Source organism: Hoeflea ulvae, from assembly GCF_026619435.1.
Lineage (GTDB): Bacteria > Pseudomonadota > Alphaproteobacteria > Rhizobiales > Rhizobiaceae > Hoeflea > Hoeflea ulvae.
In genome coordinates, this window is sequence record NZ_JAOVZQ010000001.1 from 3,249,482 (window position 1) to 3,262,239 (window position 12,758).

The 12,758-nt window shown below is 62.6% G+C and carries 14 protein-coding genes; 5 read left to right on the plus strand and 9 right to left on the minus strand.

Going from position 1 to position 12,758, the window contains the following annotated elements; translation table 11 throughout:
• Positions 1 to 93: 93 nt before the first annotated feature.
• The gene (gene rpsD, locus OEG82_RS15425; RefSeq protein ID WP_267613277.1) at positions 94 to 711 is read right to left on the minus strand and encodes a 30S ribosomal protein S4; all 618 of its coding nucleotides are present in this window, start codon (positions 709 to 711) and stop codon (positions 94 to 96) included.
• A 318-nt stretch (positions 712 to 1,029) separates the two neighbouring features.
• Here rpsD and pepT point away from each other — a divergent pair, with 318 nt between their 5' ends.
• Both pepT and OEG82_RS15435 read left to right on the plus strand, forming a co-directional pair.
• Positions 1,030 to 2,262 (plus strand): peptidase T, encoded by a 1,233-nt coding sequence (gene pepT, locus OEG82_RS15430; RefSeq protein WP_267613278.1) that lies wholly within the window; start codon positions 1,030 to 1,032, stop codon positions 2,260 to 2,262.
• 312 nt (positions 2,263 to 2,574) lie between these two features.
• Positions 2,575 to 4,200, plus strand: a complete 1,626-nt coding sequence (locus OEG82_RS15435) for a vWA domain-containing protein (protein WP_267613279.1) — start codon at positions 2,575 to 2,577, stop codon at positions 4,198 to 4,200.
• Positions 4,201 to 4,256: 56 nt separating this feature from the next.
• Here the strand turns inward: OEG82_RS15435 and OEG82_RS15440 are convergent, their stop codons facing one another.
• Together OEG82_RS15440 and OEG82_RS15445 are read right to left on the minus strand one after the other, a co-directional pair.
• Positions 4,257 to 5,780 carry an ATP-binding protein gene (locus tag OEG82_RS15440; RefSeq protein WP_267613280.1) on the minus strand — a complete coding sequence of 508 codons (1,524 nt, stop codon included), beginning with the start codon at positions 5,778 to 5,780 and terminating at the stop codon, positions 4,257 to 4,259.
• 165 nt (positions 5,781 to 5,945) lie between these two features.
• Positions 5,946 to 6,167 (minus strand): DUF1127 domain-containing protein, encoded by a 222-nt coding sequence (locus OEG82_RS15445; RefSeq protein ID WP_267613281.1) that lies wholly within the window; start codon positions 6,165 to 6,167, stop codon positions 5,946 to 5,948.
• A gap of 118 nt (positions 6,168 to 6,285) precedes the next feature.
• On the opposite strand from OEG82_RS15445, the gene OEG82_RS15450 reads away from it, so the two are divergent.
• Entirely contained in the window at positions 6,286 to 7,008 is a 723-nt protein-coding gene (locus OEG82_RS15450; RefSeq protein WP_267613283.1) for an ArsR/SmtB family transcription factor, read from the plus strand.
• Here OEG82_RS15450 and OEG82_RS15455 read toward each other — a convergent pair.
• From OEG82_RS15455 to OEG82_RS15480, 6 genes are all read right to left on the minus strand, one after another.
• Entirely contained in the window at positions 6,993 to 7,475 is a 483-nt protein-coding gene (locus tag OEG82_RS15455) for a GNAT family N-acetyltransferase (protein ID WP_425497653.1), read from the minus strand. The two genes, OEG82_RS15450 and OEG82_RS15455, sit on opposite strands and share 16 nt — an antisense overlap.
• A 43-nt stretch (positions 7,476 to 7,518) precedes the next feature.
• Complete coding sequence (gene murI / locus OEG82_RS15460; RefSeq protein WP_267613285.1) at positions 7,519 to 8,316, minus strand: glutamate racemase; 798 nt, start codon at positions 8,314 to 8,316, stop codon at positions 7,519 to 7,521.
• Positions 8,313 to 9,113, minus strand: coding sequence for an RNA methyltransferase (locus OEG82_RS15465; RefSeq protein ID WP_267613286.1), 801 nt, complete (start codon positions 9,111 to 9,113; stop codon positions 8,313 to 8,315). Before OEG82_RS15465 ends, murI begins: the two co-directional genes overlap by 4 nt.
• The gene (locus OEG82_RS15470) at positions 9,113 to 9,685 is read right to left on the minus strand and encodes a GNAT family N-acetyltransferase (RefSeq protein ID WP_267613287.1); all 573 of its coding nucleotides are present in this window, start codon (positions 9,683 to 9,685) and stop codon (positions 9,113 to 9,115) included. The genes OEG82_RS15465 and OEG82_RS15470 overlap by 1 nt, the downstream gene beginning before the upstream one ends.
• A gap of 65 nt (positions 9,686 to 9,750) precedes the next feature.
• Complete coding sequence (gene fabF, locus OEG82_RS15475) at positions 9,751 to 11,022, minus strand: beta-ketoacyl-ACP synthase II (RefSeq protein ID WP_267613288.1); 1,272 nt, start codon at positions 11,020 to 11,022, stop codon at positions 9,751 to 9,753.
• Positions 11,023 to 11,100: 78 nt separating this feature from the next.
• Entirely contained in the window at positions 11,101 to 11,517 is a 417-nt protein-coding gene (locus tag OEG82_RS15480; protein WP_267613289.1) for a MarR family winged helix-turn-helix transcriptional regulator, read from the minus strand.
• 130 nt (positions 11,518 to 11,647) lie between these two features.
• Here OEG82_RS15480 and OEG82_RS15485 point away from each other — a divergent pair, with 130 nt between their 5' ends.
• Both OEG82_RS15485 and OEG82_RS15490 read left to right on the plus strand, forming a co-directional pair.
• Positions 11,648 to 12,262: a DJ-1/PfpI family protein gene (locus OEG82_RS15485; RefSeq protein ID WP_267613290.1), complete on the plus strand. Its 615-nt coding sequence runs from the start codon at positions 11,648 to 11,650 to the stop codon at positions 12,260 to 12,262.
• A gap of 52 nt (positions 12,263 to 12,314) precedes the next feature.
• Positions 12,315 to 12,707, plus strand: coding sequence for a ribbon-helix-helix domain-containing protein (locus tag OEG82_RS15490; protein ID WP_267613291.1), 393 nt, complete (start codon positions 12,315 to 12,317; stop codon positions 12,705 to 12,707).
• Positions 12,708 to 12,758 lie beyond the last annotated feature (51 nt).

A 12,758-nucleotide genomic window follows, 5' to 3' on the forward strand; every position in this document is an offset into this window, starting at 1 on the left:
GTCTGTCTCCGGGCGCAAGGTCAGCGGTAAACGGCGGATACAAAAAGGCCGCCCCGAAGGGCGGCCTGATCTGACGTGATCCACAAAAAGGGATCAGCGTGAATAGAATTCGACGACCAGGTTCGGTTCCATCACGACAGCGTAAGGAACATCGCTCAGGCTCGGCACGCGCACGAAGGTTGCGCTCATCTTGTGATGATCAACTTCGATATATTCCGGAACGTCGCGCTCGGACAGCTGCGTCGCTTCGATGACGAAGGCGAGCTGCTTGGACTTTTCCTTGACCGCAACGACATCGCCCGGCTTGCAACGGTACGAACCGATGTTGACGCGCTTGCCATTGACCGTGACGTGGCCGTGATTGACGAACTGACGTGCTGCAAAGATCGTTGCAACGAACTTGGCGCGGTAGACGACGGCGTCGAGACGCTGCTCAAGCAGGCCGATCAGGTTTTCAGGCGTATCGCCCTTCATCCGGTTGGCTTCGTCGTAGATCTTGCGGAACTGCTTTTCCGACACATCGCCGTAATAGCCCTTCAGCTTCTGCTTGGCGCGCAGCTGAATGCCGAAATCGGAGAGCTTGCTCTTGCGGCGCTGTCCGTGCTGGCCGGGGCCGTATTCACGACGGTTCACCGGGGACTTCGGACGACCCCAGATATTCTCGCCCATACGGCGATCTAGTTTGTATTTTGACGATTCGCGCTTGCTCATCGCATTTCCTTTCAAACGGTTGCACCAGCTTGTACTCAAACTGGTTGAAGGAAACGCGCCCTCCTCTGGCCCCTGTTTTTGAGACCTGACAGGACGGTCGACGCACGCTTTGTGCAAACCGTCCACGGGACACGTAAGAAAACGCGAGGGAATGAACCCTCGCGCCAGCGGTGTCTCTAAGGGGGAATCACGGCGAAGTCAATCGCTGGGGCCGCAAAGCGTGGGACAATCCGGCGCAGACGAGGCTTGCGATATTTCCGCCAGCCTCAAGGAGCGCTATAGCATGACCACCCCGCACACAGGAACAGGACACACAATATGACAGACACCGTTTTAGACCGCCTGCTCCGCTACGTCGTCATCGATACCCAGTCGGACCCGGATTCCCGCGCGCAGCCTTCGACAGAGAAGCAGAAGGATCTCGGCCGGGTGCTGGTCGCCGAGCTGCAGGAGCTGGGCCTGAGCGATGCGCATATGGATGAGCACGGCAATATCTATGCGACGCTGCCGTCCAACACCGGCAAGGACGTGCCGGTGATCTGCTTCTGCTCCCACATGGACACCGCGCCGGATTTCACCGGCACCAATGTCAAGCCGAACCTGGTGCGGAACTACCAGGGCGGCGACATCCAGCTCACCGGCGACGTGAGCCGCATCATCAGGGTCAGCGAGCACCCCGATCTCACCCACCAGATCGGCCATGACATCGTCACCACCGACGGCACCACGCTGCTCGGCGCCGATGACAAGGCCGGCATCGCCGAAATCATGACCGCCACCGCCACGCTTCTGGCCAATCCAGAGATCCGCCACGGCACGATAAAAATCCTCTTCACCACCGACGAGGAAATCGGCCGAGGCGCCGACAAGGTCGACATCGAAAAACTCGGCGCCGCCTTCGCCTACACCATGGATGGCGGCCGCATTGGCGAGATCGACAACGAGACCTTTTCCGCCGACGGCGTCGAGATCGACATCACCGGCGTCGCCCAGCACCCGGGCACATCCAAGGGCGTGATGGAAAACGCCATCAAGATCGCCGGCGACATCATCGCCCGCCTGCCCGGGGAGATTGCGCCGGAAACCACCGACGGCCGCCAGGGGTTTATCCATCCCACCGATGTCAGCGGTTCGATGGACAGGGCCAGTCTGAAATTCATCATCCGTGATTTCGTCAATGAGGGCCTCACCGAAAAGGAAGCCCTGCTCAGGCAGATTGCTGATGGGGTCATGGCCGGTTATCCGGGCTCGACCATGCGCTTCACCGTCACCGAACAGTACCGCAACATGAAGGAAGTGCTCGACCGCAACCCCGAGATCGTCGGCAATCTCACCGAAGCCGTCCGCCGCGCAGGCCTTGAACCGGTCACCAGTTCGATCCGCGGCGGCACCGACGGCTCCCGCCTCTCCTTCATGGGCCTGCCCTGCCCCAACATCTATACCGGCGGCCATTCCTATCACTCGCCGCTGGAATGGATCAGCGTTCAGGACATGGAGAAGTCAGTGGAAACCATCGTCGAACTGGTCAAGGTCTGGGAAGAGCGGGCCTAGCCCGACCGCCAGGCAACAGCTTGCACCCCCTGTTGTCGAAGTCGCGGCCCTCGATCCGCGACCTCGCCTGCCCTGCTTGCGTCCCGTCCGGTCGGCACCTTCGACGCGGTAAAGCAGTGGCGATTACTGCGCCTGCAGACGGTCCTGCATCAAAACATCATATCTGTTAGATGTGTCCCAAATTCCGCAACTGTTTTTTTAACCTTAAGTCATACAATTGGCCCCGGGAAAATCATTTCTGGATCCATCAGACCGCTTTCAACACCCATGGATCGATGATGGCCTCGAAAATGCCGACAGGGGGAGCCGACCATGCGCAGAACCAAACAGTTTCTTCATGAAACATCCGGGAATTTCGGTCTCGTCTTCGGCATCCTCGCCGTTCCGGTCATGCTGGCCAGCGGTCTTGCCATCGATTATGTCGGCCTCAGCGTCGAGAAAAGCGGCTTGCAGAACGCCACCGATGCGGCAGCCCTGGCCGTTGCCCGCGAAGGCAAGATCACCCAGGCGCAGGCCGTGGAAATCGCACGCCAGATCATCGCCGCCAACTACAATTTCACCACGGCACAGGTGTCGGTGGTGATGAATGACGGCACCGCAAACGTCAATGCAAGCATTGAAAAGCCGCTTGTGTTCGGTGGCGTCATGGGAAAGAAGTCGGCGCCGGTCCGCGTCACCTCCGCAGCGACCTTCGCCTATACCAATTATGAAATCGCGCTGGTGCTCGACACCACCGGCTCGATGGAGGGCGGAAAGCTCACATCCTTGCAGAACGCCGTGATCGGCCTGGTCGACGGCATGGCGGACCTCGGTCTCGACAAGGACCAGATCAAGTTTTCGCTGGTTCCCTACGCAGGCTTTGTCAATGTCGGGCCTGAATACGGGCCGACCATCAACGGCCTCGGCCTGGTCGTCAAGGATGGAGCGGACTGGCTGGATCAGGACGCCAAGGCGCCGATCCCCCAATCCGACCTGCCCTCGAATTTCAGCCGCTTCGCGCTCTACAAGCAGCTGAAGATCAAATGGCCCGGCTGTGTGGAAACGCGGATACCCAAGGGCAAGATTCAGCATGATGTCGACGACACCGAACCGAACCTGACCGACGTCAATTCGCTGTTCACGCCGTCATTTGCGGTCGACGAACCCGACAACGCCTGGAAATATCCCAATTCCTATCTTCCCGACGGCGGCACCCCGATCAAGGGCAAGAACGCCACGGAGACCGACAAGGAAAAGCAGCTCAGCCGTTATGGCCAGACCGGCAAATATGTAACGCCGAAAAACGTCATTGATGCCATTTTGCAGACGCTGCTCTGGAAAAAGCCCAAGACCGACTATTCGGCCTCAAGCTTCTATTCCAACAAGCACGACCCCAAGGGTCCGGGTTTCGGCTGCGAGGTCGAACCGCTGGTGCCGCTGACCACGAAGTTCCAGGACATCAAGAACACGGTCAAGAAACTCGAGGCCAATGGCTCCACCAACATGCTCGAGGGCGTCATGTGGGGCTGGCGCGTGCTTTCGAGCCGCGAACCCTTCTCGGGCGGCGCGAGCGAAAGCGACAGCTCTGTCGAGAAGATCATGATCTTCCTGACCGACGGCCAGAATTCCTTCGGCAATCTCAACAATGATCTGGGCTCAGGCTACACCAGCATGGGCTATCTGGTCGACGGGCGCCTGGACAACCTCACTGCGGCGACCAGCGGCCAGACCAATAGCGCCCTGGACAAGAAAACCCTCACCGCCTGCACCAATGCCAAGAAGGACGGCATCGAGATCTACACGATCCGGCTCGAGGAGCCCGATGTCAGCACAGGGACATTGCTGGAAAACTGCGCCACCACCAAGGCCCATTACTTCGACGCGCCGTCCCGCCAGCAGCTCGCCCCGATCTTCGACACGATCAAGAAGGGCGTGGTCAAGCTCCGGCTCTCGTCGTGAGGTGAAGCGGACGAGCGTGGCAAAGACTGCTGCAACCATGGCGGCTTACTGAGCTCTCACTCTGCCGCCTCGGCGCTCCCGGCATCCTCGTCCGCCGCATCCGCGGCCCCAGGTGCTGTCTCGGCCTGCAGGTCGGGAATGCCGACAATGCGTTTGCCGGAAAAATCGGCATGGACGATGATCAGTTCCTGCTCTTCGAAATAGCCCAGCAAACGCCGGGCGCGGCGGGCGGAATGGGTGCCGTAGGCGCGCGCGATGCGGGCGTCGGAGGGGCACGGGTCGGCCTTGATCGCGGCATTGGCCAGCATCAGGAACACGCCCTGTAGATCTTCCGACACCTTGGCCGACAGCGACAGCGCGGTCGCCCAGGCCTCGGACTCGGCCGTCTCGGCATCGACGCCGGAGCGGGCAATGGCGACGCGGCGGCGGAAGGCATGAAGCGGCATCGGCGGTCCCGACACCCGGCCCATCCTCAGCCGCACCATGAAATCCTGGTACAATGCCGCGTCGGTGCGGTAGCCCGATTGCGGATCGCTGAGAATTTCGTCCAGAACCCGGTTGATGCGCTGCTCGCGCTCGCCCGAATCGATTTCCGGCGCGGCATTGTCCTTGCCGGGGCGCGACAGCGGCGCATCGCTGAGCGGCGTGGCGCGCGACAGTTCGGCCAGGATATCGGTGGTCGGCCGTGGCGCCGGCCGGGACCGGCGGGCGAGCTGCTGGGTGAACTCCTCCGGATCAGGCGTGAAGATCAGGTCCTCGACATCGGCCACCGCGTCGGGCATCGGCATCAGCTTCGGGCTCGATGAACGCGCCTGGGTCTCCACCTCGCCGATGGCGATCGGCAGCGGCCGCCGCGACAGCGCCGGTCCGAGCCCAACAAAATTGCCACGTTGCAGATCGCGGAACATCTCGGCCTGGCGCCGGTCCATGCCCAGAAGATCGGCGGCGCGGGCCATGTCGATATCGAGAAATGTCCGGCCCATCAAAAAATTGGAGGCTTCCGCGGCGACATTCTTGGCCAGTTTCGCCAGCCGCTGCGTGGCAATGACGCCGGCGAGTCCGCGCTTGCGGCCGCGGCACATCAGATTGGTCATGGCGCCGAGCGACATCTTGCGCGCGTCTTCGGAGACGTCGCCGCCGACGGCGGGCGCAAACAATTGCGCCTCGTCGACCACCACCAGCACCGGATACCAGAACTCGTGCTCGGCATCGAACATGGCGTTCAAAAACACGGCTGCCGCGCGCATCTGCTGCTCGACATCCAGCCCCTCCAGCGACAGCACGCAGGACACGCGGTGCCGCCTGATGCGGCTGGCGATGCCGGCGAGTTCCGCTTCGCTGCGCTCACCTTCTACCACCAGGTGGCCGTACTTGTCGGAAAGCGTGACGAAGTCACCCTCGGGATCGATGATCACCTGCTGCACCCATTGCGCCGACTGCTCCAGCAGGCGCCTGAGCAGATGCGACTTGCCGGACCCGGAATTGCCCTGCACCAGAAGACGGGTCGCCAGCAATTCCTCAATGTCGAGCTTGGCCGGCTGTCCGCCCGTCAAACTCCCCATGTCAATTCCGACCTGCACTTTGGCTCAACTCCGTTTACTGAACGCGGCACGCAACCGATTCTCTTAGGCAACCACTTACCGGTCTACCTAGCAGACAATTGCGCGCCCGCGTCCCGCCATCGGCGAAATACACAGGATTTCGAGCCTCTGCCTGCCGAGCACAATGTCGCACCATCAGCCGCGCTAATCAAAGAACCATCGCTTCATCTCCTGCCGCGCCTGGCTGCGGGTCAGCCCGATATCGCGCAGATGATGATCTGCAAGCTCGCCCAGATGACGTCTCTGCCGGCGGCGCTCGGGCCAGGTGACCAGCACCATCTGCAGCAGGTCCGGAAAAGCCGGCCATCTTGCCTGGCGCGCCGGCAGGCTGATCTCTGACCTGCGGGGATTGGCGGTGAAAGTCATGGCTGCTCTCCGGTTGATGGGGAGCTCTTCAATAGGCCGCTTCGCCGGCCTGATGCTTCGGCCGGCGCCGAAGCGATCGCGGATGACAGCGCCACGTCATTCGGACTAGTCTGATGCCATGAACAATCTTGTTTCGGGACAATCCATCTCCGCAGTGGCCGCCATGATCGGCGATGCGGCGCGCGCCAACATCCTGTTTGCACTGATGAACGGCAAGGCGCTGACGGCCACCGAGCTCGGCCATCATGCCGGCGTCAGCGCCCCCACCGCCAGCGGGCATCTGGCCAAACTGCTCGATGGCCAGCTGATCACGCTCGAGCGACAGGGCCGCCACCGCTATTACCGCTTGGCCTCGCCCGCCGTGGCCGAAGCGCTGGAAGGCCTTTCAAATCTTGCCGCCAGCGGCCCCAAACGCCACCGGCCCACCGGGCCGAAAGATGCCGCAATGCGCCAGGCACGCACCTGCTACGACCACATGGCCGGGCGTCTGGCCGTGGCCATCACCGATGCGCTCACTGCCCGGGATCTGATCGTGGTGGAAGACCGCTCCGGCATGATCACCGATGAAGGCCGGCGGTTCTTTGCCGATTTCGGCATCGATCTCGACGACGGGCCTAAATCTGCGCGGCCGCTTTGCCGCACATGCCTCGACTGGAGTGAACGGCGCATGCATCTGGGTGGCCGGCTCGGTGCATCGCTGCTTGCTCGCTCGCTCGAGCTGCACTGGGTCCGCCCGGCCAATTCCAGCCGCTCTCTGACCATCACCCGCGATGGCGAACGCGGCTTTCAGGAGCAGTTCGGGATCACGGCCGAAACGCTGGTGACTCAGCCCAAGGCATAACGCCTTGAGATGCGGTCCACTGGCGTGCCATCGCGCAAGGGCACACCTTGGGCAACGCTGTAATCGACAAACCCGAGCTTGCCATAATAGGCCAACCCGCCGGTATTGTCGGCGCGAATGGTGGCGTTGATCGTCGTGAACCCGGCAGACCGGGCATGATCGCGCGTCACCGGAAACAGCGCCGATCCGACGCCAGGAACCCTTGGCCTACGGGTGAAGGTCGCGACATCGACCCAGCCGTCAGGCAGATGGCCGGGTTTCGCCAGCGCCTGGAAACCGGCGATGCGCACATCCGGCATCACCGCGACATGACAGGCGACGCAGTCGGGCCCGGACAGGAACCAGAGCGCGAAGTCGGCTTCCGTCAGCGGTTCCTCAATCGCCGTCGTGCCGCCAAGCTCAATGATCCGGTTGAGCAGCTCCACCAGTTCAGCAACATCGCCGGGCCGGGCCGGACGGATGCTCAGGGATTCAACAAGGGATGGCGTTGATCCGGGCATGACCAAAATCCTATCGCATGTCCTGGCTCAGGCCAAAGCCGTGCATCAGCCGCTGGGCACTGTAATCGGGCGCGTTCGAGGTGAAGACCACGCTGTCGCGGGCATCGGGCAGCGCGTCGCCGCCGGGCAGCGTCTCGACAATCGCCAGCGCGCGGCGGGCAATGGCTTCCGCCGGATCGATCCAGTCCACCGGCCACGGCGCCATCTTGCGCATGCGGTTGACCAGAAACGGAAAATGCGTGCAGGCGAGCACCACGATATCGGTCTGGCGCCCGTCCTTCTCGACAAAGCACGGATCAATCTCCGCCTTCACCGCCGCCTCGTCGACAAAGCCCTTGCGCATATAGGTTTCAGCCAGGCTGGCGAGATGTTGCGAGCCCACCAGCCGCACATGCACCTTGTCGGCATAGTCGCGGATCAGGTCGCGGGTATATTGCCGCTTCACCGTGCCAGGCGTCGCCAGCACAGAGACAAGACCCGAGCGGGTGCGTTCGGCGGCGGGCTTGATCGCCGGCACCGTGCCGACAAAGGGCAGATCCGGATAGGCGGCGCGCAAGGCCGGCATGACGATGGTCGAGGCGGTGTTGCAGGCAATCAGCGCCAGCGCAGGATTGTGGCGCTCGATCAGCCCGGAAAAAATCGCAACGATGCGGTCCCGAAGCGCCTCTTCTTCCCAGGCGCCATAGGGAAAGCCGGCATCATCGGCGACATAGACGAAGCGGCGGCCCGGCATGATCACCCGCGCCTCGCGCAGCACGCTCAGCCCGCCAATGCCGCTGTCAAACACCAAAACCGGCTGATCGCTCATTCCTCGTCCCCCGCCTCAGCGGCCTTGCGCTGGCCGGAGCGACTAAACTTGTCAAATGAGGCAAAAAGACCGCGCAGCACGGCAATTTCGTCGGTCGAGAACCCCGGCCGGGTCAGCACCGCGCGCAAATTGTCGACGGCCTTCATCCGCTTGGTCTCGGAGCGGAAATAGCCGCGCGCATCGAGCCCCTCCTCGATCTGGGCAAACAAGCCGTGCAGGTCGGCTTTTTCCGCCGGCTCCACCTCGGCCTTGGCGAAAGCCGTCTCATGCGGGTGCGACAGCCCCGATTTCATCCATTCGTACGACATCAGCAGCACGGCCTGAGCGATATTCAGCGACGCGTAGGCCGGATTGACCGGGAAAGTGACGATCTCGTCGGCAAGCCCCACTTCCCAGTTGCGCAACCCGATGCGCTCGCGCCCGAACAGGATACCGGTCCTTTCGCCCGCGCTCTCGCGTCCGCGCAAGATTTCGCCGGCTGCCACCGGGCCGCGCACCGGCTTGTGCCCGTCGCGCGGCCGCGCCGTGGTGGCATAGACGAAATTGAGGTCCGCAACGGCTGCTTCCAGCGTCTCGTAGACCACAGCGCCCGATATCACATGATCAGCCTTGGCCGCAGCACTGACCGCCTTGTCATTGGGCCAGCCGTCGCGCGGATTGACGATGCGCAGATTGGACAGGCCGAAATTGGCCATGGCGCGCGCCACCATGCCGATATTCTCGCCCAGTTGCGGCTCCACCAGGATGATCGCCGGTCCGCCGGTGATCAGCTCGCGATTTCGGTCGGTTCCGGCCATTAGTTCGCTCCCCGGCGCAGATCCGCCCATTCTCTCGACAACATGGCGTAATAGAATTCCTCGTCCCACCCGCCCTTGAACACCGCATGTTCCCGAAAATGCGCTTCCCGGCGCATGCCAAGCCGCTCCATCAGCCGCCAGGACGGCGTGTTGCGGGCGTCACAGCGTCCGAAAATCCGGTGCAGGCCGGACTGCCCGAAGCCGAAATCCAGCACGGCATGCGCCGCCTCCGTGGCATATCCCTGACCAGCATGGGCAGGGTTGAAGGTGAACCCGATCTCCCCCTGCCGCGCGGCAACGTCCCGGAACAAAAGCACCATGTCGCCGATCAGCGCCCCACTGTCGTTTAGCGTGACCGCAAATGTGATGACGTCTGGCGCTTGCGCTGCTGCCTCGTGCTCAAGCCACTTCGCCACTTCCGCCGCCACCTCGTCACGCGAACGCGGCTGCCAGTACTGGTAACGGGCAACCTCCTCAAGACGGTGATAGGCGTACACGGCATCGACATCCGCGACCGTGAACGGGCGCAGCCGCAATCGCGCGGTTTCAAGTGGAGTTGTTGTATCAGCCAAGGCGACCCCGCTTCTGTCAGGCCGACACCACTACTGCCGCCTTGGCGCACAATCAAGACAAGGCGTTATTCCAGAGCGCTGACCACCAGCGACGCGTTGACCCCGCCAAAGCCGAAGGCATTGGAGAGGACGTGCTTGAGCTTCTTCTCGCACGGTGTGTTCGCCACCAGGTCAAACCGCGCAGCAGCCTCATCCGGCTGATCCAGATTGATCGTAGCCGGCATGATGCCGTCCCGCAGCGCCAGAATGGAAAACACTGCCTCGATGGCGCCCGCTGCCCCGAGCAAATGCCCGGTGGAGGATTTGGTGGCCGAGACCGCGAGATCCTGCCCCCTGCCCGCAAAGACATGGCTGATGGCGGCAATCTCTGCCGCATCGCCCACCCCGGTCGAGGTCGAGTGGGCATTGATGTAGTCAATGTCGGCGGGCGTGAGACCGGCCATCTTCAGCGCGTTGTGCATCGCCTTTTGCGCGCCGATGCCCTCGGGGTGTCCCGCCGTCAAATGATAGGCGTCAGCCGATGTGCCGTAGCCCGACAGGATCGCCAGCGGCGTGGCGCCGCGCGCGATGGCGTGGCTCAGCCGCTCGATCACCAGCACGGCAGCCCCTTCCGACAGCACGAAGCCGGCGCGTGACTGATCGAACGGCCGCGAGGCCCTGGCCGGGTCGTCATTATAGGCCGTGCACAGAGCGCGGGCCGCCGCAAAGCCGCCGATCGAGATCGGATCGACCGAGCCTTCCGCCCCGCCGCAGACCACCACCTCGGCCTCTCCGGTCTGGATCAGCCGCATGCCGTCTCCGATCGCCTGCGCCGAGGCCGCGCACGCCGTCACCGGCGCACCGATGGGGCCGGTAAAACTCTCCCGGATCGAGATCCAGCCTGCCGCCAGATTGGGCAGAAACGCAGGCACGGTAAAGGGCGACAGCCGCCTGGGTCCTTTTTCCGCGATGGTCTGCGCAGTCTGTGCCATCAGCGGCGACCCGCCAACGCCGGTGCCGATGATCGTCGCGGTCGCATCACGATCTGCTTCGGTATCAGGCTTCCAGCCCGCCTGGGCCAGAGCCTGCGTGGCTGCCGCCAGCCCGTACTGGATGAACCAGTCCATCTTCTTGATGTCCTTGGCATCGATCCAGTCACGCGGATCAAACCCCTCCGCATCCTCGTCTTTCGACGGGACCAGGCCGGCAATGGTGCTGCCATAGGCGCTGACATCGAAGCGGGTGTTGGCGACCACGCCGCTCCTGCCCGCAAGCAGCCGCGACCAGCTTGTTTCCACGCCCACACCCAGCGGGCTGACGACACCCATTCCCGTCACCACGATCGGATCCAAATTCATATCAACTGCCTTCCATTGCTATTACACTAGTGTACTTACACTATTAGGGTCAAAAAATGGCCGCCACAGCAAGGCTCTTCAGCCTGCCGTCAGCGCCCTTAGCGCCGGGAGCAGATGCTCCAGCTGCGGTCTGTCCAGCAGGCCGCGCACCTCTGCCTGCGCCGCCTGCCAGTGAGGCACCAGTTCCTCGACCAGCCGCTTGCCCTCCGCCGTCAGCTTGAAGCTGCGGCCATTGCCCCTTTTTGCCGGCGCGGCAGAGACCAGCCCCTTGCGCATAAGAAGCTCGAGATTGCGAATCAGCGTGGTGCGATCCATGGCGATCCGCTCGGCCATGTGGCTTACCGGCTCGTCACGCTCCTGCCTGAGCACCATCAGCACCGAAAACTGCACCACCGAAACGCCGAAACGCTGCAACCGCGCATCATAGCGCCGGGTCATGGCGCGCGCGGCCATCACCGTGTTGAGCAGCAGGCAATCGGAGACATCATAGGTCATGCGCGCAAAGTACCGTGTATCTACACCTTGTCAATCCGAATCACCGCTTCCCTGTGTAGTAACCGGCTAATACCCGTCCGCCCCTCGAACGTGGCACTTTTGCGCATCCATCATTTACGGGAGGTTGAAGATGAGCGGACAGAAAATTCTGATGATTTGCGGAGATTACTGCGAGGATTACGAAACCATGGTGCCGTTCCAGGCGCTGCTGGCAGTCGGACACACCGTGCATGCGGTCTGCCCGGACAAGAAGGCCGGCGACACCATCGCCACTTCGATCCATGATTTTGAAGGCGACCAGACCTATTCGGAAAAACGCGGCCACAATTTCGCGCTCAATGCCAGCTTCGCCGATATCCGGGCGGAAGACTATGACGCGCTGGTCATTCCCGGCGGCCGCGGCCCGGAATATCTGCGGCTCAATGCCAGAGTCGTCGCCATGGTCCGCCACTTCTTTGACGCAGACAAGCCGGTCGCAGCAGTCTGCCACGGCGCGCAATTGCTTGCCGCCGCGCGGGTGCTGGAAGGCCGTACCTGCTCGGCCTACCCCGCCTGCCGCCCGGATGTGGAACTGGCCGGCGGAGTCTATGCCGATATTGCCATTGATGCCGCGGTGACCGATGGTAATCTGGTCAGTGCGCCCGCATGGCCTGCTCATCCAGCCTGGATCGGCCAGTTTCTTGAGGTTCTCGGGACGCGGATCGAGCATTCCGTGACGCCGCAGGCGCAGGTCGCGGCACAATAACCGGACCGGGGCCGGCGCATTCCGGTCCCGTCCAAACTGGGGAGGAGTGGCCATGTGCCAATTGTTCGTCGGAGCAGATCCGGCCTTGTGGGAGAACGAAACCCGCTCGCTGCGGCTCGAAGGCATGGCCACAAGTGTCAGACTCGAGGCGTTTTTCTGGTCTGTGCTGGAACAGATCGGCGCCCGCGACCAGCTGACCGTCAGCCATTTGCTGCAGCGGCTTTACCGCGAAAGCCTCGATGAAGGCCATGATCTCGACAACTTCGCGTCCTTCCTGCGGGTCTGCTGCGGCCGCTATCTCGCCCTTCAACTGTCCGGCGACGTGCCGGTGGATACGACCATTGCCTTGAGAGATGTCGACGCTTCGCGAATTCTCGCGCGAGAAAACAAGCAGCGCGGCCCGGCATCAGCCCGGCACCGCGAAACCGCCCTGCCCGCCCAATAGACCGCGCAGTCCCGCAAGGCAAAATCTTCTACCTTCGTTGCGAACCTGCTC

What these genes read in the sequence shown, in the direction of transcription:
- rpsD (WP_267613277.1), bottom strand. Translation starts at nt 711, where the DNA reads ATGAGCAAGCGCGAATCGTCAAAATACAAACTAGATCGCCGTATGGGC.
- fabF (WP_267613288.1), bottom strand. Translation starts at nt 11,022, where the DNA reads ATGAATTTGGATCCGATCGTGGTGACGGGAATGGGTGTCGTCAGCCCG.
- OEG82_RS15450 (WP_267613283.1), top strand. Translation starts at nt 6,286, where the DNA reads ATGAACAATCTTGTTTCGGGACAATCCATCTCCGCAGTGGCCGCCATG.
- OEG82_RS15480 (WP_267613289.1), bottom strand. Translation starts at nt 11,517, where the DNA reads ATGACCTATGATGTCTCCGATTGCCTGCTGCTCAACACGGTGATGGCC.
- pepT (WP_267613278.1), top strand. Translation starts at nt 1,030, where the DNA reads ATGACAGACACCGTTTTAGACCGCCTGCTCCGCTACGTCGTCATCGAT.
- OEG82_RS15435 (WP_267613279.1), top strand. Translation starts at nt 2,575, where the DNA reads ATGCGCAGAACCAAACAGTTTCTTCATGAAACATCCGGGAATTTCGGT.
- OEG82_RS15445 (WP_267613281.1), bottom strand. Translation starts at nt 6,167, where the DNA reads ATGACTTTCACCGCCAATCCCCGCAGGTCAGAGATCAGCCTGCCGGCG.
- murI (WP_267613285.1), bottom strand. Translation starts at nt 8,316, where the DNA reads ATGAGCGATCAGCCGGTTTTGGTGTTTGACAGCGGCATTGGCGGGCTG.
- OEG82_RS15465 (WP_267613286.1), bottom strand. Translation starts at nt 9,113, where the DNA reads ATGGCCGGAACCGACCGAAATCGCGAGCTGATCACCGGCGGACCGGCG.
- OEG82_RS15490 (WP_267613291.1), top strand. Translation starts at nt 12,315, where the DNA reads ATGTGCCAATTGTTCGTCGGAGCAGATCCGGCCTTGTGGGAGAACGAA.
- OEG82_RS15485 (WP_267613290.1), top strand. Translation starts at nt 11,648, where the DNA reads ATGAGCGGACAGAAAATTCTGATGATTTGCGGAGATTACTGCGAGGAT.